Origin of the sequence: Halalkalibacter sp. AB-rgal2 (genome assembly GCF_041821005.1) — a bacterium.
GTDB lineage: Bacteria > Bacillota > Bacilli > Bacillales > Bacillaceae_D > Halalkalibacter.
In genome coordinates, this window is sequence record NZ_JBGUAV010000016.1 from 61,763 (window position 1) to 84,634 (window position 22,872).

General features: G+C 41.5%; 19 protein-coding genes and 1 riboswitch. Of the genes, 2 read left to right on the top strand and 17 right to left on the bottom strand.

Translation table 11 applies throughout. The annotated features are described in order from the left end of the window. Positions 1-9: 9 nt before the first annotated feature. The 8 genes from pcrA to ACERJO_RS13350 all read right to left on the bottom strand — a co-directional run bounded on the left by pcrA (position 10) and on the right by ACERJO_RS13350 (position 12,116). Complete coding sequence (gene pcrA, locus ACERJO_RS13315; RefSeq protein WP_247105835.1) at positions 10-2,229, bottom strand: DNA helicase PcrA; 2,220 nt, start codon at positions 2,227-2,229, stop codon at positions 10-12. Between the two features lie 62 nt (positions 2,230-2,291). Further along, entirely contained in the window at positions 2,292-2,978 is a 687-nt protein-coding gene (gene pcrB / locus ACERJO_RS13320) for a heptaprenylglyceryl phosphate synthase (RefSeq protein WP_247105836.1), read from the bottom strand. Positions 2,979-3,147: 169 nt separating this feature from the next. Then, positions 3,148-4,188, bottom strand: coding sequence for a ribonucleotide-diphosphate reductase subunit beta (locus tag ACERJO_RS13325; protein ID WP_247105837.1), 1,041 nt, complete (start codon positions 4,186-4,188; stop codon positions 3,148-3,150). Between the two features lie 18 nt (positions 4,189-4,206). Then, a complete protein-coding gene (locus ACERJO_RS13330; RefSeq protein ID WP_373647816.1) occupies positions 4,207-6,390 on the bottom strand; it encodes a ribonucleoside-diphosphate reductase subunit alpha in 2,184 nt (727 codons plus the stop codon). Positions 6,391-6,555: 165 nt separating this feature from the next. Continuing rightward, a riboswitch (cobalamin riboswitch) is annotated at positions 6,556-6,751 on the bottom strand. A 145-nt stretch (positions 6,752-6,896) separates the two neighbouring features. Further along, complete coding sequence (ade, locus tag ACERJO_RS13335) at positions 6,897-8,633, bottom strand: adenine deaminase (protein WP_373647817.1); 1,737 nt, start codon at positions 8,631-8,633, stop codon at positions 6,897-6,899. 311 nt (positions 8,634-8,944) lie between these two features. Beyond that, the gene (locus tag ACERJO_RS13340) at positions 8,945-9,256 is read right to left on the bottom strand and encodes a YerC/YecD family TrpR-related protein (RefSeq protein ID WP_247105840.1); all 312 of its coding nucleotides are present in this window, start codon (positions 9,254-9,256) and stop codon (positions 8,945-8,947) included. Between the two features lie 28 nt (positions 9,257-9,284). After that, entirely contained in the window at positions 9,285-10,322 is a 1,038-nt protein-coding gene (locus tag ACERJO_RS13345; protein ID WP_373647818.1) for a DUF3048 domain-containing protein, read from the bottom strand. A gap of 54 nt (positions 10,323-10,376) precedes the next feature. After that, the gene (locus ACERJO_RS13350; protein WP_373647836.1) at positions 10,377-12,116 is read right to left on the bottom strand and encodes an adenine deaminase C-terminal domain-containing protein; all 1,740 of its coding nucleotides are present in this window, start codon (positions 12,114-12,116) and stop codon (positions 10,377-10,379) included. 128 nt (positions 12,117-12,244) lie between these two features. Between ACERJO_RS13350 and ACERJO_RS13355 the strand changes: the two genes are divergently transcribed. Continuing rightward, the gene (locus tag ACERJO_RS13355) at positions 12,245-12,514 is read left to right on the top strand and encodes a YgaP family membrane protein (RefSeq protein WP_247105842.1); all 270 of its coding nucleotides are present in this window, start codon (positions 12,245-12,247) and stop codon (positions 12,512-12,514) included. A 519-nt stretch (positions 12,515-13,033) separates the two neighbouring features. After that, on the top strand, positions 13,034-13,144 hold the full coding sequence (locus tag ACERJO_RS13360) for an EYxxD motif small membrane protein (protein ID WP_368859659.1): 111 nt from the start codon (positions 13,034-13,036) through the stop codon (positions 13,142-13,144). Here ACERJO_RS13360 and purD read toward each other — a convergent pair. The 9 genes from purD to purC are packed head-to-tail and all read right to left on the bottom strand — an operon-like array spanning position 13,119 to position 22,855. Then, entirely contained in the window at positions 13,119-14,390 is a 1,272-nt protein-coding gene (gene purD, locus ACERJO_RS13365) for a phosphoribosylamine--glycine ligase (protein WP_373647819.1), read from the bottom strand. The genes ACERJO_RS13360 and purD overlap by 26 nt on opposite strands. A gap of 23 nt (positions 14,391-14,413) precedes the next feature. Beyond that, the gene (gene purH / locus ACERJO_RS13370) at positions 14,414-15,949 is read right to left on the bottom strand and encodes a bifunctional phosphoribosylaminoimidazolecarboxamide formyltransferase/IMP cyclohydrolase (protein ID WP_373647820.1); all 1,536 of its coding nucleotides are present in this window, start codon (positions 15,947-15,949) and stop codon (positions 14,414-14,416) included. A gap of 36 nt (positions 15,950-15,985) precedes the next feature. Next, positions 15,986-16,561, bottom strand: a complete 576-nt coding sequence (gene purN / locus ACERJO_RS13375) for a phosphoribosylglycinamide formyltransferase (protein WP_373647822.1) — start codon at positions 16,559-16,561, stop codon at positions 15,986-15,988. Next, positions 16,558-17,595 (bottom strand): phosphoribosylformylglycinamidine cyclo-ligase, encoded by a 1,038-nt coding sequence (gene purM / locus ACERJO_RS13380; RefSeq protein WP_373647823.1) that lies wholly within the window; start codon positions 17,593-17,595, stop codon positions 16,558-16,560. The genes purN and purM overlap by 4 nt, the downstream gene beginning before the upstream one ends. 21 nt (positions 17,596-17,616) lie before the next feature. After that, entirely contained in the window at positions 17,617-19,029 is a 1,413-nt protein-coding gene (gene purF / locus ACERJO_RS13385; protein WP_247105847.1) for an amidophosphoribosyltransferase, read from the bottom strand. Further along, positions 19,005-21,230, bottom strand: a complete 2,226-nt coding sequence (purL, locus tag ACERJO_RS13390) for a phosphoribosylformylglycinamidine synthase subunit PurL (RefSeq protein ID WP_373647824.1) — start codon at positions 21,228-21,230, stop codon at positions 19,005-19,007. Before purL ends, purF begins: the two co-directional genes overlap by 25 nt. Continuing rightward, positions 21,214-21,897, bottom strand: a complete 684-nt coding sequence (gene purQ, locus ACERJO_RS13395; protein ID WP_247105849.1) for a phosphoribosylformylglycinamidine synthase subunit PurQ — start codon at positions 21,895-21,897, stop codon at positions 21,214-21,216. The genes purL and purQ overlap by 17 nt, the downstream gene beginning before the upstream one ends. Next, positions 21,894-22,145 (bottom strand): phosphoribosylformylglycinamidine synthase subunit PurS, encoded by a 252-nt coding sequence (gene purS, locus ACERJO_RS13400; protein WP_247105850.1) that lies wholly within the window; start codon positions 22,143-22,145, stop codon positions 21,894-21,896. The genes purQ and purS overlap by 4 nt, the downstream gene beginning before the upstream one ends. Beyond that, the gene (gene purC / locus ACERJO_RS13405; protein ID WP_247105851.1) at positions 22,133-22,855 is read right to left on the bottom strand and encodes a phosphoribosylaminoimidazolesuccinocarboxamide synthase; all 723 of its coding nucleotides are present in this window, start codon (positions 22,853-22,855) and stop codon (positions 22,133-22,135) included. Before purC ends, purS begins: the two co-directional genes overlap by 13 nt. Positions 22,856-22,872 lie beyond the last annotated feature (17 nt).

Sequence of the window (22,872 nt, forward strand, 5' to 3'; positions counted from 1 at the left end):
TCGTCCTCTCTATATTTTCGTAATGGGTGCAAACTTAGCAAATAATCGCTTTACACCAGTCGGATTCGGAAACGCAATGTCCAGCTCAAGCGCGTCATCGGTCCCTTTTATACTAACAACGGTACCAACGCCCCACTTTTTATGCTCAGCTTTGTCACCGACACTCCATGAGAATTGGTCTCCACCTGTTGTCGATACGGTTGCTCTTGCCTGTGCTACAGGAGGGCGATTTGTTGGCTTAGGTGTATGTAACCAAGCCGGCTCCTCCTTCACTTCATGCAATGGTTCTATGCAAAGATCTGGGATTTCGGCGATAAATCGCGATGGAGGATTGGTGTTCGTTCGACCATATAATGTCCTCATTCGGGCATTTGTCATATAGAGCTGTTGCTCTGCTCGTGTAATACCTACGTAAGCAAGGCGACGCTCTTCTTCCATTTCATCCTGTTCAAATAGAGAGCGACTATGAGGGAATACCCCTTCCTCCATCCCAATAAGGAAGACTAGCGGAAACTCTAACCCTTTCGCTGAATGAAGCGTCATTAATGTAACTGCCTCTTTTGGTTTTCCTTCGTCTTCTTCATCTAACTGATCAATATCAGCCACTAATGCGAGATCAGTTAAGAAGTTAATGAGCGCTTTATCCTCATTTCGCTTTTCAAATTCATTCGTCACCGTTAGAAACTCGTCAATATTTTCTAACCGACTTTGCGCTTCAATCGTTTGCTCATTCTTCAACATATCACGATACCCTGTACGCTCAAGCAGTTCTTCAACAAGCTCTGTAACGGATAAATATTCTTGCATTTGTACCCAATGACTCACTTGCTCTGAAAAATCCTTTAATTTGTTTGCTGTACGAGCTGGTAATCCCATTTGTTCGACTTCTTGCAGGGCAGCAAACAGTGTTAAGCCTTGGTTGACAGCGTAATCCGCAACTTTATCAACAGTCGTTGCCCCAATCCCACGCTTCGGCACATTAATAACGCGCTGTAAGCTAATATCATCATCAGGGTTAGCAATTAGCCTTAAATAAGCAAGGACATCTTTAATTTCTTTACGATCATAGAATTTAGTGCCGCCGACCATCGTATAATCGATATTTGATTTCACAAAGAATTCCTCAATAACACGAGATTGGGCATTTGTTCGATACAAAATCGCAATATCAGATTCCTTAAAGCCTTTCTCACGTACCGCTTCCCGAATCATCTCGACAACAAACTGAGCCTCTGACTGTTCAGAATCAGCCGCAAAATAGCCAATTTTATTGCCTGCTTCATTATCTGTCCATAGCTTCTTCGGTTTACGGTTACGATTATTTTCAATCACATAATTGGCCGCTTGAAGAATTATTTTACTCGAACGATAATTTTGTTCAAGTAAAATAACGGTTGCGTCAGGGTAATCCTCCTCAAACGATAAAATATTGGCAATATCAGCACCACGCCAGCGATAAATCGACTGATCGGAATCCCCGACGACACAAATATTTTTATAACGATCAGCCAATAGATTCACTAATACATATTGTGCACGATTTGTATCTTGATACTCATCCACATGAATATACTGAAATTTACGTTGGTAAAATTCAAGAACCTCTGGAACAATATGAAATAGCTCAATCGTTTTCATAATAAGATCATCGAAATCAAGCGCATGATTCTTTTGTAATTGCTTTTGATAGTCAATGTAAACATCAGCAGCGGTTTGCTCGAAAGGTCCTTGAGCAACTGCCGCATACTGATCGGGCTTTTTCAGTTCATTCTTGGCACTACTAATCATCCCAAGTATGCTTCTTGCATCAAATTTCTTCGGATCAATGTTTTGCTTCTTTAATATTTGTTTAATGACGGATAACTGATCTGTCGAATCTAAAATAGTAAAGTTACGATTATAGCCGATTCGATCAATATCACGCCGCAAAATACGTACACACATCGAGTGAAAGGTCGACATCCAAATATCTTCAGCAATCGGCCCTACTAATCCTGCAACACGTTCCTTCATTTCTCGTGCTGCTTTGTTCGTAAATGTAATCGCCAGCACACTCCATGGAGCTACTGCCTTCTCACGTATCAAATACGCAATCCGATGCGTTAACACACGTGTTTTCCCACTACCCGCTCCAGCCATTAATAATAACGGGCCCTCCGTATGGGTCACACCCTGCCTTTGTTCCGGGTTTAAACCAGCGAGCATTTTTTCAATGATATTTGTTTGCATATTCCCACCACCAAACGAATGTTCTTATCATTTATCTTAACTCTTTATTCATCCTCAATCAATCATTGTTTCACAGCTTGAACGGTTTTCAGTGCCGCATCCAAATCGTCATAAATGAAATTACCGACAACAATCACATCTGCAGCTTGAGACATTTCCTTAGCTTGTTCAAGCGAACGAATGCCACCACCATAAAAAAGCTTTGTTTCGTTTAACACACTCGCAACTTCCTTCACAAGCGTAGCATCGCCATACCTTCCACTATATTCAACATAAAAAATCGGCATTCTGTAGAGGCTTTCTGCCATTCTCGCATAAGCAACGACATCTTCTGTTGACAGTTGCGCATTCGCTTCTGTTAACCTGCCAACCTTAGACTCTTCATTTAACACACAATACCCTTCAACGACAATTTCATCCCAATTCATAATCGCTCCGTATTCCTTAACAGCTGCATGATGATATCCTGTAATCCATTTAACATGAGGACTATTCAATACCGACGGAATAAAAAAATAATCAAAGCCTGGCGTAATCGCTTCAAGATCAGATACTTCTAACGCACAGGACACGGGGTAACGCCTTACACGTGCTAATAAGTGTAACGTATTATCTAACGTTACACCATCACTCCCACCAATAATAATGCCATCTGTACCTGATTCACATACTTTTTCTAACGCTTCATCTGTTATTTCCTTATTCGGATCAAGCTTAAAAACATGGCGCCACTCCTGATACTCAAGCAAAACATTCAACTCCGTTTCTACTGCATCTAAGCCTTCATTATATCAAATAAGCAAAACGTTGTCGTCTATTATGAAGAAAACGCAAGTAGCATATTTTTGCAAATGTACGGCAAAAAAAAAAGCCAACAAGGCTTTTATTGCAACCTTATTGGCACCCTTATGATCATTCTTATAATTCATCAAATCCATTATCACTTGAAACTTTTGCATATTGTCGTGATTTTTGTTCAAAGAAATCACTTTTTGCCATGTTCACATCTTCATATGCTTTAATCCAACGCATCGTATTCGTGCGATGCTCAGGGTAAATATAATCATAACCAAGCTGCTTCACACGTTTATTTGCGATAAATTTTAAATAGGATTCCATTTCTTCAGGGTTGATCCCTTCTAGCCGGTCACCAATAATGTAACGGAACCAATTGATCTCAAGCTCTGTTGCCTTTTTGAATGCATCTTCAACAAACTGCTTCATTTCCTCATTATCAAGCTCAGGATTTTCCTTCAGCAGCTCTTTGAAAATATTAGCAAATAGGTGAACATGAAGCTGCTCATCTCGATTAATATAATTAATCATCGTTGATGTCGAAACCATTTTCTGGTGACGCGCTAAATTGTAGAAGAAGGCAAAGCCTGAATAGAAATTCAATCCTTCTAAAATTACATCATAGACAATGGATTTCGCTAATGACTCCGGCGTTGGATTACCGACAAACTCCTCATAACCATCTACGATAAATTCATTTCTTTCTCTTAGGACTTCATCCTTCTTCCAATATTCATAGATCTCATCCTGCACAGACTTTGGCACAAGACTTGATAGCACATACGAATAGCTTTGGTTATGGACAACCTCTTGGAATGATAGCACACTCATTAATGCAGCCATACTTGAGTCTGTCAAATAATCAGCTACACGTAACGTATAATCCGTTTGAATACTATCTAAAAAGGCCAGAAGTCCAATAATTTTCTTAAACGCCTCTTGTTCGTCATTGGATAAATTAGGAAACTGCTTCGCGTCATGGGTCATATTAATCTCAAAAGGTGTCCAAAAGTTTGCGAGCATATTTTTATATAATGGGTAAGCCCAAGAAAAGCGTACATCATCCCAGTTTAGAACATTAGAGCTTTCTCCATTAATAATTCCTGTTGATGCATTCGGTGCATAAATATCATATAGCTTTCGTTGCTTCATTGTATCTACCATAACCGCTCTCTCCCCTCTTTAGCTTGAACAACTCTCACAATCTTCAACTGTCGAAGATGTAGATCGAACATAATAAGTCGTCTTCAGCCCTTCCTGCCATGCGAGCATGTGCAATTCAAGTAGGTCTTTCGCGCGAACATTATTCGGAACATAAATATTAAAAGAAATCCCTTGGTCGATATGACGTTGTCTTCTTCCGTTTTGACGAATACTCCATTTTTGATCGATTAGGTGAGCTGCTTTATAGAGCCATGTCGTCTCTGAATTTAACTCAGGTGCTACGACTGGAATACGATAATTCTTCTTCTCCTCCATGTAGAGCTTCGAGAAAATCGGATCAATTGAAGCAGTTGAACCCGCAATAAGAGCCGTCGTTGCATTCGGAGCTACCGCCAATAGGTAACCATTACGGATACCATGCTCTTTTACATCAGCTTGGAGCTCCTGCCATTGTGGAGTATTGTAATCGCGCTTATTGAAATAAGCACCTGTTTCCCATTCAGAGCCTTTGAATTTCGGATAAGCTCCTTTTTCCTTCGCTATTGAAAGGCTTGCCTTTATCGCAGCATAATTGATCTTCTCATAGACACGCTCAACCTCTTGTACTGCTTCCTCTGATTCCCACTTAATACCATTACGTGCTAAATGATGATGCCAGCCATACGTCCCGCCACCAATCGCACGATACGTTTGGTTTGTTAGTTCAGCTTGCTTCACATCAAGCTTATTAATATCAATAACATTATCTAGCATCCGAATTTGGATTGCAATAACACGATCTAAGACGTCATCCTTCAATACATTCGCAATTGATAATGAGCTTAAGTTACAAACAACATAGTCCCCAGGCTTTTTCGTAATACGAATTGTTCCATCCTCAAGCGCTTCTTCTGTGATAACTGTTGAACTCATATTTTGCATAATTTCTGTACATAAATTAGAGCCGTATATCATACCATTATGAGAGTTCGGATTTAAGCGATTCGCTGTATCACGATAGAACATGTACGGTGTTCCTGTTTCAAGCTGCGAAATCATAACTCGTTTCATGATTTCGATGGCTGGAACCTCCTCCTTCGATAGTAACGGATGATTGACACATTGCTCATATCGTTCACGGAAGGACCCGGCACCCTTTTCTTCATCATAATGATCTTCTAACGAGAAGCCCATCACTTCTCTCACTTCATGAGGATCAAACAGATACCAGTTATCACGATTGTCTACCGCCTCCATGAATACATCAGGTACGGAGACTGCCGTAAATAAATCATGTGTTCGTTGGCGCTCATCTCCATTGTTTAGCTTCGCGTCTAAGAATGAAAAGATATCCTTATGCCAAACATCTAAATAAACGGCAATCGCTCCTTGACGTTGACCGAGCTGATCCACACTAACCGCAACGTTATTTAATTGCTTCATCCATGGAATAACACCTGATGAAACCCCTTTGAAGCCGCGGATGCTTGAGCCCTTAGCACGAATCTTGCCAAGATATACACCAAGCCCTCCACCGTTTTTACTAACTGTTGCTGCATCGGTACAGCTGTCAAAGATCGAACGCAAGTCATCCTCAACCGTATCAATGAAACAACTCGAAAGCTGACCACCTTTTTTCCCTGCATTCGCAAGGGTAGGTGTTGCAACTGTCATGTATAGATGAGATAGTGCCCAATAACTCTCCTTAACGAGTTCGACACGCTTTTTTACTGGCTCATTGACCATGAGCATCATCGAAATGACCATCCATCTCTCTTGCGGAAGCTCTAATAACGTTCCATCAAAGTCACGAGCTAAATAACGGTCTGCTAAAGTCTTTATGCCAACATACGTAAAGCGCTCGTCTTCTTTCCCTTGAAACGCAGCTTCTAGCTCATGAAGCTCGTCTGTTGTATACGCATTTAATCGTTCATCATAAATCCCTTTTTCAACTAGTTCCTCTATTAATGCTGAAAACTGTGAATACTCATCATCAATTTGGCGTCTTGTTTGTACTTGCTCATATAAACCATTTAAATAACATCTAGCTGCAACATATGTCCAGTCAGGCTGATCCATATCTAGTTCAGTTAGCGCGCTTAATGCACGATTATCCCACGTATCGGTTTCCTTCCACTTGTTAATCCACTGCTCAACATTCAACTGAGGAAATCGAGCTACTAAAGCTTCCTGAAATGATTTCTTTTCAAGAGTTTGATTCATTTCGATACACTCTCCCTTAAACGACACAATTATTTAAATGTGAAAACAACTATTAAAGGTGCAAAAAGCGCCCTTCTCACGTGTGGGAAAGGGCGCGAAACGGCATATGTATTCAAACCATACATTATGTAGAATAGGCCGTCTCACTTCTTACACCCCGAAGATAGCTGACTTTGGAATACGGCAGGTCTCCTGACTCGTGCTTCGTTCTACTCTGAACCTTCCCATGTAAACTAGCTCATTCTAGCAGCTTACACAGTGGATTTTTCATTTCGTCCACACTTACAGTTGCGGGGGCAGCTCTGGACTTTAACCAGATTCCCTATTAAGTAGTAAATACACCGTCATTCCACAAAAATCAATATATAGTTGCTTAATTCACTTTTTATTACGATATATAGTATATGGTACAGAATACCACTATTATTTGCAAGCATATTTTTTTGAACGTTTTCGTCAAATTTGCCCAACATGAGCCAGTACGCCTGTTTCGTTCTAAAAAAAATTTACACGTCATTCACTCCAACGTCAATATGAGAAAAGGAACGAACATCGAATAAACCTAAATCCGTTAATTTCAATTCCGGGATAACAGGTAACGCCAAAAAAGATAAAGTTAAAAATGGGTTCCATTTTTCATCAAACCCAATTTTCACTAAAGCCTCTTCTAATGCGCTCAATGATCGGTAAACGGTCGAATAAGATTCAAGTGACATTAATCCTGCCAGAGGTAACGATACATCGGCCAACACTTCCCCTTCTGACACAACAGCAATACCACCTTTTAAATCAGCAACATGTGAGATCGCCCTATATATACTATCGTCATCTGTTCCGCATACAACAATATTGTGTGAATCATGAGCGATTGATGCGGCAATTGCACCATTTTTGATCGGAAAGCCTTTTACAATACCAACTCCTACATGCCCTAATCGATGGTGCCTTTCTGCAACAACAAGCTTTAATTGGTTTTGTTTAACAGATGGAACAAATAGGCCATTTTCCACCGTGACTTCCTCAACCATTGCTTTTGTCACAATTGAACCAGGTGTAACAGTGATCACATTGGCCTTATTGGCTTCTTCAAGTTTTAACTGAAGCGATTCTTTCTTCAATTTCATATGAACACTTTCTAATAAATAGGCTGGAGGTGCTACATACTCTCGGATAGATTGAACAAGCTTCCCATTTTGTGCGACACATTCTCCTTTTACAAACACAGACTGTATCGTTAATTCTTGCAGGTCCTCAATGAATAAAAAGCTCGCTTCGTAGCCTGGTGCTATTGCTCCTTTTTCTGTTAGCTTGAAGCATTCTGCTGCATTGAGGCTGGCCATTTGGATCGCCTGAAGGGGCTCTACACCTAATCGAATGGCTTTACGAATAGAAGCGTCAATACTGCCTTCATCAATTAAATCATCTAAATGCTTGTCATCCGTTGCAAACACACATCTTCTCGCATTAGAGGGGGTTAATATCGGCAATAGTGCCTCAATATCTTTCGCAGCTGTTCCTTCTCTCATTAACACGTACATGCCACGCCGAATACGGTCCAATGCTTCTTCAGCTGTTACGGCTTCATGGTCATTCTCAATTCCAGCTACTCGATATGCATTAATCCCAACTGTATCTAAGCCCGCAGCATGACCATCAATCGGCTTATGACGTTTCTTCGCTGCACTGATCTTTGCAAGCATTTCCTTCTGAGCAGAGAAGACAGAGGGATAGTCCATCACCTCCGCCAATCCATACGCCTCCGTTTCTTGAAATAACGTCTCAACTTCTTCTGCGGTAAGACTCGAACCACTATTTTCAAAGGAGGTAGCAGGAACAGAAGAAGGGACCATCACCTTCACATCAAGTGGAAGCCCCTTTGCAGCGTCAATCATATAACGAACAGCTTCCATTCCACCAACGTTCGCAATTTCATGCGGATCGGCCATCACCGTTGTGACTCCTTTTGGAACAACAATGCGTGCGAATTCCTCAGGTGGAACCATAGCAGATTCGATATGTACATGTCCATCAATAAATGACGGCGAAATATACGCACCTTTTGCATCAATTACTTCATTCCCATCATATTCGCCGATACCAACAATAACGCCATCGGTAATCGCTACATCCGCCTCATATATCGTTAATGTAAAAACGTCAATTATCTTGCCATTCTTAATGACAGTATCTGCTTTCTCAGCCTTTGTTGCTGCTTTTAACCTTGCTTTTATTTTTACACACATTTCGTACACCTCTTTTTAACATCGCTCATATTCTTGAGGAATATCGTATCTTAAATAGCTGAGAAAAGAAAGTCTAAGAATACCTGTTCAGCAGTCTTTTATTAATTCCTCCGTGTTGAGTCGTTACAACATGGGTGAGCTTTTCTAAAAAGGTTATTCTATCAGAAAGCATGTAACGCGCGCATTCGAAGCATTCCTTTTACAACAGAATGTCACTTTGCATATATTACAAAAAACAAACGAGGGCACAGGAAAAGTTACAAACCGAACTTTTCCGTGCCCTTATCATCCACCTGTCGTTCTCTTCTCATCTACGCTTCTGCGTTTTCACCGAGTTCCCTTACACGGTCTAATGTCATCTTATATCCATCATTACCATAATTGAGGCAACGTTTCACTCGAGAAATCGTTGCTGTGCTCGCACCTGTTTCAGTTTCAATCTTATGGTATGTGTAGCCATTTTGTAGCATTCTCGCCACTTCTAACCGTTGCGCTAACGATTGAATTTCATTAATCGTGCATAAATCATCAAAGAATTCATAACATTCTTCCAGATCCTTCAATGACAGGATTGCTTTAAATAATTGGTCGAGCTCTTTCCCTCTTAGCTTGTCAATTTGCATTTTTTCACATCCTTCTGACATCCAAACATTAATAAATAATATGTTGATCGATCCCCATCGGAATGACATTCACCCACGTTTGTCCTGGTACGAGTGGAACAACATGACCATCTTTAACAGGTGTAATAATCCCATCTAGGTTTTCCCAATCAACTGATTGTACTTTCCCATGCTGAAACAAGAGAGCTTGTCCACCAGAGTTTAAATCAATCATTCGGCGTCCCTGTTCATCCACAACCTGATGAGACGTTTCGACTACAAATAAATTCTCAATCAACTGTGGCTCCCCTGTTTCATGATCTGCTGTTTGTAGTTCACCGTTTGCTCTTGTATAACCTGATAATTCCACGTTAAATTCGTAATTAATGCGATGACCGCTTGAATATTGAACAACAACACTCTCGGCGTTCTCACCCTCAACTTCATACTCATCATCTAGGCTATAAAACTCGAATGTAGGAACATCACCTGTACGCTCGTACCCTTCTTGTTCGATCCCTTGAAGAATATGACGAGCTGTAATGTAAGAATTGTGAGGCGCTACACGATCTGATGACCGCTGAAATAACGTACCATCATACTTCATACCACTAATATAATCCAATTCTCTATTGACCGTTAGTCGCTGCTCAGCTTCGGGACTCCAGCCATGAGTAACAAAAATACTATTATAGCCTTTTAATAAATCAATATGGTAAGCTCTAGAGCTACGAATAGGACCAATTTTTTCGGGAAGTATACTATGGTACAACGCAACAAAACGAGTAATATTTCCCTCTGCTAATAATTCATAAACAACATCAGCGTCCACGAGCCCTGTTTGCGGACGAGCTCGTGGATCGTTATTGATCGTTACACCGATTATTCGATCTCCACTTTCTTCCTCTGCTTGCAGCCCAGTTAACGGATAAGTGAATAGCGGAGAAGGTTCTAGTTCTTCTTCAATAGGTTCTTCTACCGAATCTTCAGGTTCTTCATCCGGCAATTTAGTTTCTTCGGTATTCGAACATCCTGCTATCATGATCCCACTTACTAGTAGTACCGTTAGGATTTTCGTTCCTTTCATCTGTCGCACAACCTTTTTCCCTTTAACTTAGTAACGCTTTCCTCTACGTCTAGTTTAACGCATAATCGCAGGAAAGAGTATCGTTTTCTTCTTAACATCATAAATTCCTTGCTGCGTGACTCGAATATACGGCAAATGAGTCGATGAAAAGAAAAGCATACTATAAATTGGATCTTCATACTTATAGCCCCGCTCTCGCAGGAGAGAAACAAATTCCTCCTCCTCTGGAATTAAATCCTCCATTGCTTTCTTTGAGAGCATCCCAAATATTTCGAGCGGAATCCTTCCAATAACTTCACCGCCTTCAACAAGCGCTAATCCCCCGCCTTGTTCCTTCAATGCATTAAATGCGCGAACCATATCAGGCACACTCTTCCCAATAAGTATAATATCACCTGTAACCGTAAATGTACTAGCAAAGCCTTTAACATGTGTAGCAAAGCCTTTAATCATCGTCGTCAACTGCCACTTCCCATGTCGGTCAATCATCACAAAGAAACTCTCATCATGACCATTTCTTATCGTAGGATGTGAACCTTCCACAGAGATACGATACGGCTTTAAAATAACGGAGTTAACCATTTCAATTCCCATAGGCATTGAAAAGTGAAGCTCATCCTCCTTTAAGTCCCAATCAATATGAAACGGCTTTGTCTCATATTGATCCCATGAAAATTGATCAAACGTCACACATCTCTTCTTGTCCTTTAACACCCATTGTCCTTTTGCGATGACCGAAATGGGGGTAGGGTGGAATTCATCTTGGATGATATTTAAGTGGGCAATACGTCCAGGAGCAATCATACCAAGCTTATGATCAAGCTGATAATAAACAGCTGGGTTATAACTAGCCATTAAGTATGCATCAATCGGAGTAACTCCACTTTCAATAGCTATCGCAATTAGTTTATCCATTACTCCATCTTTATAAAATGACGGTGGTGAACCATCCGTCGTTAATAAGCAGCGATCAAATCGATCAATACCGATAGCCTTCATTTCTTTTAAAATCCTTGCAAGGTCAGGTCGTATTGACGAATGGCGCAACGATGTGACATAGCCTAAATCTAAACGCCTTACAGCCTCTTCACCTGTCATCGCTTCATGATCAGCCGTAACACCTAATAAAGCCAACTGAGATAAGGTCTTATTTGAAGCTCCTGGTAAGTGTCCCTCAATTCGTTTTCGTAAATGAGTTGTCTCCTGCATCCAATGTAGTGTCGCATCGTCCCCTTCTAACACTTTCGGCCATGCCGTAAGCTCCCCTCCTTGAATGACTAGCGGATGATCCAGCCATTCCTTCATCTTCGAATTCGAGAAGGCATCATCATTTAAAAGCTCAGTCTGAGCATCATAACGTGCCCACCAAAACATTGATACAGGTAGCTCATCTAACTCTTCAATGAACGTAAGCGCTTTCTTTTTTTCAAGATGCAAAAATAACATCATATTGTCGTTAAGTAATGTTGTTGTTCCTGTCATCGCTGCATATTTCGCAAATGTATGGGGATTATACAACTGAAAAGGATGTGCATGATGCTCCATATAGCCAGGCACAATTTTCATATTTTGACAATCCACTATTTCTGTATCGTAAACCATATTTGGTAATTCGTTGCCGACATAGACAATTCGATCATCAGAAACCCAAATGTTACCTCGAACCCATTTTCGCCTTGCTACGTTAAGATAAGTAGCATTCTTGAGAACAAGTGAAGGAGGACGTTCGCCTCTCACTACTTCAAGCTGTTGACGCATTCGTTTCTTTGTCCATCGATATAATCGTTCTGGCATCGTCATCACTACTTTCATTTCTATAAGTCTTTAGCATTACTTTAACATAACTTTCTTAATCAAATAATAAAAGATGTTAAAAATGTTCACGAACTTTCTGTGAAGAATTTGTAAAGGAGCTAACCAACATGAAACCAAACATTTCTTTAATTAATTCACTATGTCGAATTACAGCGGGACTTACCATTCTCGCATGGTCAACAGCTAAATTGACAAAGAGACAGTCATCAGCAGCACCAATACTAATAGCGATGCTAGGCAGTATGAAAGTAGCTGAAGGGATTACACGCTTTTGTCCATTAGTGTACTTGGCAAATCAGAAGACTCACCATGTTGTTGAGGAAAAAAATAGTGATTCTCAACCAACTAGTGATCATTCTACAACACCTTACCAATAGTCATTTCAGTAAACATTTACCTTGTGGGAGGCAAGCACCTCTCATAAGGCATTTCTTGCTATAGTTATTATACTGTATGGATAGGCTTTTTCCTTCTTACATTTATTTTACATAAACAGAAACGTTTGTAACAAACCTGTAAGGAATAATAAAAATGCGCTACTATACTCTAGTTGATGGAACCTCATTCCGTTATTTCCGAGGTTATGCTTATTTTGACTGACTTTTCTGAACCTCGTTCCGCTATTTAATCGTTTGAGCTTCACTTTCCTCTTTTTGTTACATATTAGCGGAATGAGGTTCCTCTTGGTAGGCATAAACAGCGTTTTTCACTCATTTAACGGAATGAGGTTCCATTTGGCACATCTTTAATATCGACTGTTTCCATACATAGCTTTCGGCTTCATTCGTTGCTTAAAGGACATCATAAAAAGCAACAACTTATAGTAGTTGTTGCTAAAAGGTATCATAAAATAAATACAAATCGGTCACATTAATACAAAAGGAGTGTGAGACAACATGTTTGATTTTACTGAATTTGCGCTTGATTCCTTATTCGTTTATGCAATGGTTATTGGGACGATTGTCGCCATTATTTATTTTTTTATGAAGAAGCGAGGCGCGAAATAGCACGGTAGCCAATATCAGTACGATAAAATAAGCCTTCTTTTCCTATTAATTCAGCCTGTGCGTACACTCGTTTTTGTGCATCTTGCAAATGAGACTGTCTAGATGCAATGAGAAACACACGCCCACCATTTGTCTTCCAATGACCATCTTCCTTTTTCGTTCCAGCATGGAAGACAAGAATGTCTGATTCAAGCTGATCTAAGCCTTCAATAACCGTCCCTTTAGGGTATGAACCTGGGTAGCCTTCCGTCGCAAAGACAACTCCAATGACCGCGTCATCTGACCAATTTAGTTCAGGTTTCTTACCATCAAGCAAGTCGATACAGACCTGAACAAGGTCAGAATCAAGCCTTGGTAGAATGACCTGTGTTTCAGGATCGCCGAAGCGAACATTAAACTCAATCACTTTTGGGCCTGCAGTTGTCATCATTAATCCAGCATACAAGAACCCTGTGAAAGGTGTCCCTTCTGAAATAAGTGCATCTGCCGCTGGCTGTAATACTTTATCAACAGCCTCCTGAACATCTTCTTGTGTAAATTGTGGTACTGGAGAATACGATCCCATACCGCCTGTATTCGGACCTTTATCCCCATCATACGCTCGCTTATGGTCTTGCGCACCGACCATAGGAATCACTGTATCCTGATGAACAAACGCCATTAGAGATAGCTCTTCACCTTCAAGATATTCTTCAATGACGACTTGTGCACTTGCTTCACCGAAGGCTTCATCATTTAACATTGAATCTAATGCTTGAATGGCCTCTTCTTCTGTCATCGCAACAGTCACGCCTTTTCCTGCTGCAAGACCGTCTGCTTTAATGACAATGGGAGCACCTTGTTCTTTCACATAAGCTACTGCTTGTTCATAATTCGTGAATACTTCATATCCACCTGTTGGAATGTTATACTTCTTCATCATTGATTTCGCAAACGATTTGCTACCTTCAAGCAGCGCTGCATCTTTTTTCGGTCCAAATACGCGTAAACCCGCCTCTTCAAATCGATTAACGACACCAGCTAACAAAGGTACTTCAGGACCTACAATCGTAAGCGCAACTTTCTTTTCTTTCGCGAAAGCCACAAGCCCTTCATGGTCATTTTCTGCAACAGCGACAGGTGTCGCTATATCTATCATTCCATCATTACCAGGGGCAACGAAGACTTCCTTAACTTGCTCGCTTTGCGCCGCTTTCCATGCTAATGCATGCTCGCGTCCGCCACTACCAATAATTAGAACGTTCACCGCTTATGCACTCCTTCTTTTGTCTAATGTTTAAAATGACGTACGCCTGTCATAACCATCGCAATGCCATATTTGTTGGCCATATCAATCGATTCTTGATCCTTAATAGAACCGCCAGGCTGAATAACAGCTGTGATGCCTGCTTTACCAGCAAGCTCTACTGTATCCCCCATCGGGAAGAAAGCATCTGACCCCATCACTGCACCTTTAATTCGCTCGTTTGCTTGAGCAATAGCAATATCTGCTGCACCGACACGGTTCATCTGACCTGCTCCTACTCCAACCGTCATTTGTCCATTCGTTAATACGATCGCATTAGATTTCACATGCTTGACAACCTTCCATGCTAGCTTCAACGCTTCCCATTCTTCTTCAGTCGGCTGTCGCTCTGTCACGACTTCAATATTTGCATCTTCAAAGCCATACGTATCCTCATCTTGAACAAGAAGACCTCCATGAATCGATGTGAGCATCGCTTCAGGCTTCGATTGCTTCTTCACATCAACCGTAAGTAAACGTAGATTCTTCTTCGCTGTTAACACATCAATCGCTTCTTGCGTAAAGGAAGGAGCAATAATAATTTCTAAGAAAATCTCCTTCATCTTTAATGCTGTTGCTTGATCAATTTCGCTGTTAGCCGCAACAATTCCACCGAAGATAGAAACAGAATCAGCTTCGTATGCACGATTGTACGCTTCTTCAATCGTTTGACCTGTCCCAACCCCACATGGATTCATATGTTTCACTGCAACAACAGCCGGCTCACTAAATTCCTTAACAATCGCTAACGCCGCATCTGCATCATGAATGTTATTATAGGATAACTCTTTCCCATGAAGCTGCTTTGCACTTGCAATGGAGGCATGATCAGCTAATGGTTTCTTATAGAATGTCGCTTGTTGATGTGGATTTTCACCGTAACGCAATCCTTGCTTACGCTCATATGTAACTGTGAACGTTTCTGGCTCTGTTTCTTCAACTGCATCCGTTAAGTATTCAGCAATTAGCGCATCATAAGCTGCTGTATGGCGGAACACCTTCGCTGCAAGACGACGCTTCGTTTCAACAGTCACAGTATCACCTGATTTCAGCTCAGACAAAACCGTATCATAATCATCAGGATCTACTACAACGGTTACATGCTGATGATTCTTTGCTGCCGCACGAAGCATACTTGGACCACCAATATCAATATTTTCAATTGCATCAGCAAACGTACAATCCGACTTCGCAATCGTTTCTTTAAATGGATATAAATTAACGACTACTAAATCAATTGGTGTAATATTATGCTCTTGCAATTGCTTTTGGTGTTCGTCGAGATCTCTCATCGCTAAAAGACCACTATGAATATTTGGATGTAGTGTTTTCACACGCCCACCTAAAATTTCAGGAAATTTCGTCACTTCAGAGATTCCAATAACCGGTACCCCTGCATCCTGTAATGCTTTCTTTGTCCCACCCGTTGAAACGACCTCAAACCCTTGATCAACAAGTTGTTGAACAAATTCAACGATTCCGTCTTTATTTGAAACGCTCACTAATGCGCGCTTGCTCATATCTACTCCGCCCCTTCAAATAGAATTACTATCAACTCATTTGTACTCTTTACTTGTAAAAATCTTCTGCAAAGTTTCTGGATATAACGTGTGCTCTATTGCTTGTACCTTTTGACGTAACGTTTCAATTGTATCCATCTCTTCAATGCGAACAGACTCTTGCGCAATAATAGGACCCGAATCCATTCCAGAATCGACATAATGAATCGTAACACCTGTGATTTTCACTTTAGCATCAAACGCCTGACCTATCGCATCCAACCCAGGGAAAGAAGGAAGCAATGAAGGGTGAATGTTCACCATCCGCCCTTCATAGCCTTCTAATAATGTCTCACCAACGAGACGCATATAACCAGCAAGAACAAGAAAGGAAATGTCATACTCCTTTAGCTTAGAAACGATCTCCTGTTCAAATGCCGCTTTGCCATTGTAATCCTTAGGAGTAAAAGCAAACACATCAATGCCGTAAGATTGTGCTCGTTCAACGACCTTCGCACCTGGCTTGTCTGTAACGATGAGAGCAACCTCTGCATCTAATGTTCCCTTTTTTGTTGCTTGAATTATAGCTTCAGCATTACTTCCACTACCTGAAGCGAACACTGCTATTCTCATTCGTTAATGCCTCCGATCGTGACTCCTTCACCCTTTATGACCTTCCCGATTAAGAAAGCATCTTCACCCTGCTCATTCAACAATTCAATGGCACGAGCCGCTTCCTGCTCAGGTACAGCTACTGCCATGCCAATCCCCATATTAAAAGTTGAGAAAAGCTCCTCATCTGTTAACTTACCGTATGATTGGAGGGCATGAAAAATCGGCAATACAGGCCAAGAACCATGATTAATGTGAATTCCTAAGCCGTTAGGAAGCATTCTCGGTACATTTTCATAAAAGCCTCCACCTGTTATATGAGCCATTCCTCGAACATCTATTTCCTTCATACATGCTAGCAATGGTTTGACGTATATCTTTGTTGGTGTTAATAATTCCTCACCTAATGATTTTCCTAGTTCATCGATTGTATCTTTAAGTGTAAAGCCATGATCTTGAAGAAAAATTTTGCGAACAAGTGAAAAACCGTTACTATGAACACCACTTGAGGCAAGACCGATGACAGCATTTCCTTCTTCAATCCTATCACCTGAAATCATTTCTTTCTTCTCAACAGCTCCAACGGCAAAGCCAGCAATGTCATAATCATCTTCACTATACATCCCAGGCATTTCTGCCGTTTCACCACCGACGAGAGCGCAGCCCGCTTGTTCACAGCCATCTGCGACTCCCTTTACAATCGCTTCTAAACGCTCTGGAACGGCTTTTCCACATGCAATATAATCAAGGAAGTAAAGAGGTTCTGCCCCTTGAACGACAATGTCATTCACACACATCGCCACAGCGTCAATTCCAATCGTGTCATGCTTATCCATCATAAAAGCAAGCATCAGCTTCGTTCCCACTCCATCTGTACCAGAAACGAGAACAGGCTCCTTTAAGTTTAACGAGGAGAGGTCAAACATTCCTCCAAAGCCTCCAAGTCCACCGATCACACCTTGACGCTTCGTACGATTCACATGGCTTTTCATTCTCTCTACTGCTTCATAGCCAGCTTCTAAGCTGACACCTGCTTTTTTATATGCTTCTGACATCAATTCAGGCTCCCTTCTCTTCTAAACCTTCGCATAAGGATGTAACGTATCCGGATAAATCTCTGTAGGATAGCTCCCTGTGAAACATGCTAAACATTGACCACAATTCGGTGAATCATCCGTACGACCGATCCCTTCCATCAGCCCGTCCGTTGAAAGGAACGCCAAGGAATCAGCTCCCATCATTTCACGCATTTCTTCCATTGAATGATTAGCCGCAATTAATTCACCTGAAGTCGATGTATCAATTCCGTAGAAGCAAGGGTGCTTAATAGGTGGGGAGCTAATTCGTACATGGACTTCAATAGCTCCAGCATCTCTTAGCATATTCACAATTCGCTTACTCGTTGTTCCACGTACAATCGAATCATCAATCATCACGACACGCTTCCCTTCAACAACTCCACGAACAGGGGAAAGCTTCATCTTCACACCTTGCTCACGTAGCTCTTGGGAAGGCTGGATAAACGTTCGACCAACATAACGGTTCTTAATCATCCCTAGTTCATACGGAATCCCAGACTGTTCAGCATATCCAATCGCAGCTGAAATACTAGAGTCTGGCACACCTGTGACAACGTCCGCCTCAACTGGTGACTCCATGGCAAGCTGTTTCCCTAAATTCTTTCTTGATGTATGAACATTAATCTCATCAAGATTACTATCTGGTCGAGCAAAATAAATATATTCCATACTACAAATAGCACGGTTAGATGAACCCGAAAAACGTTGAGATCGTAGACCGTTTTCATCAATGACAATTAACTCACCTGGCTCAACCTCTCGAACATACTCAGCACCGATAATATCAAATGCACACGTTTCAGATGCAACGACATACGCTTCACCTAAGCGCCCGAGAGATAATGGACGTAAGCCATTTGGATCAAGAGCAATCATTAATTGCTGCTCATTCATGACTGCCAACGCATAGGCACCCTTTAGCATCGTTAACGCATTGCGAAACTGTTCTTCAAGCGAAGCAAAGCCACTACGCTTAATTAAATGCGCAACAACCTCTGTATCAGAAGTCGATTGAAAAATACTCCCTTGACCTTCTAGCTGGTGCTTCATGCTTGTTGCATTGACAAGATTTCCGTTATGAGCAATCGCAATGCTCCCTGTTTGTGAGCGGAACATAAGAGGCTGCACATTGGCAAAGCCTCCTCCTCCCGCAGTGGCATACCGAACATGACCGATTGCAGCCTGACCACTTAATTCTTTGAAATCATTCGGGCTAAATACGTCATTTACAAGCCCTAGACCTTTGTGAATCGTTAATTGTTCGCCATCTGATACGACGATACCTGCTCCCTCTTGACCGCGATGCTGTAAACTATGAAGACCATAATACGTTAGTTGAGCTGCATCTTTATGTCCCCAAATCGCAAACACACCACATTCTTCATTTAAGCCTTTGATTTCAGCAAACATGGAATGGCTCCTTTCCAAGCCTCGACAATTTCTTCTTGAGTTGCTTCAAGTATCACTTGTTGCTCTTCACCTTTCACCGTTAACACAGCTGTATCTGTTACAACCCCAATCTTAGTACCAGAAACCAATGCTTCGAAGTCTGCTACCTGATCCGGGCTAACCGTAACGACAAATCTAGATTGCGATTCAGCAAATAGCGCAGAAACAGCATCACCTGCTACTACTACATCGGCACCTAACGAACCAGACGTCATACATTCTGCCAACGCAACACTTAGCCCACCTTCAGCCACGTCATGCGCTGATTGAACGAGGCCTTTTTGAATAGCTGTTAATAGCTGATCTTGACGTTGCTTTTCCTCTTCAAGATCAAGCACTGGTGCTTTCCCAGATAACTCACCATCCACTAGCTTTTGTAGCTCACTACCACCAAATTCTGACTTCGTTTCACCTAAAAGATAAATCACATCCCCAGCCTGTTTAAACGCTTGGGTCGTAATATGATCAACATCCTCAACTAGTCCTACCATCCCGATAACAGGTGTTGGGTAAATGGCTACACCGTGCGACTCATTATATAACGAAACGTTTCCACCAATAACAGGTGTTTTTAATACACGACACGCCTCGCTCATTCCATCTGTTGATTTCTCTAATTGCCAGAAGATTTCTGGCTTTTCAGGACTACCATAATTTAAGCCATCTGTTAATCCAAGTGGCTTCGCTCCTGAGCAAATAATATTACGCGCAGCCTCTGCAACGGCAATCTGACCACCTACTTCAGGGTCAAGGTAAATATAACGAGAATTACAATCTGTCGTCATCGCAAGTGCCTTACGAGTACCACGCACACGCAACACTGCTGCATCAGAACCTGGTTCAACAACTGTATTCGTCTGCACCATATAATCATACTGATCGTAAACCCATTCTTTGTTTGCAATCGTTGGCTGCTTCAACAATTGCAGGAATGTTTCTTTCGTATCTTGAATAAAAGGTACGTTATTTTCCATCTGTTGAAACTTCTTATAGTACTCTGCCACCTTAGAAGGCTTATGATAAACAGGAGCTTCCTCAGCAAGAGCATCCACTGGCAAGTCTGCAACAACTTCACCTTTATGAAGCAAACGCAGGCGCTTATCGTCAGTCACATGACCAACCTCTGCTGAAAGCAAACCCCAACGGTCAAAGATCTCCTTAATCTCTTGCTCACGACCTTTTTCCACGACAATTAACATACGCTCTTGAGATTCTGAAAGCATCATCTCATAAGGTGTCATTCCTTTTTCACGTTGTGGAATTAAATCTAAATTCATCTCAATTCCAGAGCCTGCTTTACTTGCCATCTCTGCAGATGAAGACGTTAAGCCTGCAGCTCCCATGTCTTGAATACCTACCAACGCATCATTTTGAATGAGCTCTAGACACGCTTCAAGCAATAGCTTTTCCATAAACGGATCGCCAACTTGAACCGCAGGACGCTTCTCATCGGCATCTTCTCCAAGCTCCTCAGAGGCGAAGGTTGCACCGTGAATACCATCACGCCCCGTACTAGCACCTACATACATGACGGTATTACCAACACCTTTTGCTTGACCTTTTTGAATATCTTTATGATCAATTAAACCGACACACATTGCATTAACAAGTGGATTTGCTTCATAGCATGGATCGAATTGGATCTCTCCACCAACAGTTGGAACACCCATACAATTACCGTATCCAGCAATTCCTGCAACAACTTCCTCAAATAAATATTTCACACGTTCTGATTCAAGCTCACCAAAGCGTAATGAATTCAATAATGCAATCGGACGCGCTCCCATTGAGAAGACGTCACGCAAAATCCCACCAACACCAGTAGCAGCCCCTTGAAATGGCTCAATCGCTGATGGATGATTATGACTTTCTACCTTAAACACAACCGCCTGTCCATCACCGATATCAATAATTCCCGCACCTTCTCCAGGCCCTTGCAACACTTGCTCTCCTTCAGTTGGGAATTTCTTTAAGACGACTTTGGAATTTTTATAACTACAATGCTCCGACCACATAACAGAGAAAATGCCCGTTTCCGTATAATTCGGGGTACGTCCAAGAATACCCTCAACCATCGCAAATTCCTCATCCGTAAGACCCATTCCACGGTATAGCTTTTCCTCTTTCACACGCTCAACTGTTGGTTCAAGAAGTAGTGACATGAGATTCCCTCCAATTTTTCACAATCGATTGAAAAAGTCTTAATCCATCTTCACGGCCAAGCAATGCTTCAACCGCTCGTTCTGGGTGTGGCATCATTCCTAATACGTTACCACCTTCGTTTACAATTCCAGCAATGTTCGCTTTCGATCCGTTAATCGGCTGCTCATAACGGAATACGACTTGCTTCTGCTCTTCAAGCTTCGTTAACGTTTCCTCATCACACTCATAGTTCCCTTCACCATGTGCGACAGGAATGTTAATAACCTCACCTTGCCCATAATTAGAAGTAAATTTCGTCTCATTATTTTCAACGACCAAATTCGTAGGTCGACAAATAAATTTCAGTCCATCATTACGCTTCATCGCCCCTGGTAACAGACCGACTTCAAGAAGCACTTGGAAGCCATTACATACGCCTAATACTGGCTTTCCTGCCTCGGCAAAAGCGACAACCTCATCCATAATCGGTGCAAAGCGAGCAATTGCCCCAGAACGGAGATAGTCACCATAAGAGAAACCTCCTGGTAGCAATACGCCATCAAAGCCTTCAAGTGACGTCTCATCGTAACGGACATATTCTACTTCTTCGCCAATACCATCACGAATCGCGTGATACATATCAGAATCACAATTTGATCCTGGGAAGACAATCACTGCAAATTTCATGAAGTAACACCCTCCTCGATTTCGTAGCGATAGTCTTCAATAACAGTATTCGCAAGTAATTTTGAACACATTTCATCTATTCGTTTCTCAACATCAGATGTATCTGCTAATGTCAATTCCATGTACTTACCAATTCTCACTTCTTCTACTTCCTTGTAGCCTTTCGTGTGAAGGGCACGCTTCACTGCTCCTCCTTGTGGATCAAGAACACTTTCTCTTAACGTAACGTATACTTTTACTTTGTACATGATGCGCCTCCTAAGCGTGATAAGATTTCTTCATATCCTTCTTGTAAACTCCCAATATTTCGTCTAAATAAATCTTTATCAAATCGTTGATTCGTCTCTTTATCCCACAGCCTACAAGTATCAGGAGAAATTTCATCAGCTAGTAAAATGTCTCCCTCTTTCGTACGACCGAACTCTAGCTTAAAATCAACTAAACGAACATTTAACGTATCAAACAGTGCGATTAAGTGCTCATTAACTTCTTGTCCCTTTTCACGTAGAACGAGTAAATCTTCCGGTTTCGCAACATCTAAAATGGCAATATGATCCTCTGTTACGAGTGGATCACCTAAATCATCATCCTTATAGTAAAATTCCACTATTGGCTTTTGTAGCTGTGTCCCCTCTTCGATTCCAAGACGCTTTGATAAGCTTCCTGCTACGACATTTCGGACAACAACTTCAAGGGGAATAATCTCTACTTCCTTCACGAGCTGCTCTGTTTCAGAGAGACGTTTAATGAAATGGCTTTCTACACCATTTTTTTGTAAATAATCAAAGATCAACGTCGTAATTTCGTTATTTAAACGCGCCTTCCCAGCTAATGTTTCCTTTTTCTCTCCATTGAATGCAGTTGCTGCATCCTTATACTCAATCCAAAGCTCAGCAGGCTTGTCGGTCTTGTAGATCTTCTTCGCTTTTCCTTCGTAAAGCAAGTCGCCTTTTTTCATGAGATCGAACCTCCGAA

What these genes read in the sequence shown, in the direction of transcription:
- purS (WP_247105850.1), bottom strand. Translation starts at nt 22,145, where the DNA reads ATGTACAAAGTAAAAGTATACGTTACGTTAAGAGAAAGTGTTCTTGAT.
- ACERJO_RS13345 (WP_373647818.1), bottom strand. Translation starts at nt 10,322, where the DNA reads ATGAAAGGAACGAAAATCCTAACGGTACTACTAGTAAGTGGGATCATG.
- purQ (WP_247105849.1), bottom strand. Translation starts at nt 21,897, where the DNA reads ATGAAATTTGCAGTGATTGTCTTCCCAGGATCAAATTGTGATTCTGAT.
- ACERJO_RS13330 (WP_373647816.1), bottom strand. Translation starts at nt 6,390, where the DNA reads ATGAATCAAACTCTTGAAAAGAAATCATTTCAGGAAGCTTTAGTAGCT.
- purF (WP_247105847.1), bottom strand. Translation starts at nt 19,029, where the DNA reads ATGTTTGCTGAAATCAAAGGCTTAAATGAAGAATGTGGTGTGTTTGCG.
- ACERJO_RS13355 (WP_247105842.1), top strand. Translation starts at nt 12,245, where the DNA reads ATGAAACCAAACATTTCTTTAATTAATTCACTATGTCGAATTACAGCG.
- ACERJO_RS13360 (WP_368859659.1), top strand. Translation starts at nt 13,034, where the DNA reads ATGTTTGATTTTACTGAATTTGCGCTTGATTCCTTATTCGTTTATGCA.
- ACERJO_RS13325 (WP_247105837.1), bottom strand. Translation starts at nt 4,188, where the DNA reads ATGGTAGATACAATGAAGCAACGAAAGCTATATGATATTTATGCACCG.
- ade (WP_373647817.1), bottom strand. Translation starts at nt 8,633, where the DNA reads ATGTGTGTAAAAATAAAAGCAAGGTTAAAAGCAGCAACAAAGGCTGAG.
- ACERJO_RS13350 (WP_373647836.1), bottom strand. Translation starts at nt 12,116, where the DNA reads ATGCCAGAACGATTATATCGATGGACAAAGAAACGAATGCGTCAACAG.
- ACERJO_RS13340 (WP_247105840.1), bottom strand. Translation starts at nt 9,256, where the DNA reads ATGCAAATTGACAAGCTAAGAGGGAAAGAGCTCGACCAATTATTTAAA.
- purC (WP_247105851.1), bottom strand. Translation starts at nt 22,855, where the DNA reads ATGAAAAAAGGCGACTTGCTTTACGAAGGAAAAGCGAAGAAGATCTAC.
- purM (WP_373647823.1), bottom strand. Translation starts at nt 17,595, where the DNA reads ATGTCAGAAGCATATAAAAAAGCAGGTGTCAGCTTAGAAGCTGGCTAT.
- pcrA (WP_247105835.1), bottom strand. Translation starts at nt 2,229, where the DNA reads ATGCAAACAAATATCATTGAAAAAATGCTCGCTGGTTTAAACCCGGAA.
- purN (WP_373647822.1), bottom strand. Translation starts at nt 16,561, where the DNA reads ATGAGAATAGCAGTGTTCGCTTCAGGTAGTGGAAGTAATGCTGAAGCT.
- purH (WP_373647820.1), bottom strand. Translation starts at nt 15,949, where the DNA reads ATGAGCAAGCGCGCATTAGTGAGCGTTTCAAATAAAGACGGAATCGTT.
- purL (WP_373647824.1), bottom strand. Translation starts at nt 21,230, where the DNA reads ATGTCACTACTTCTTGAACCAACAGTTGAGCGTGTGAAAGAGGAAAAG.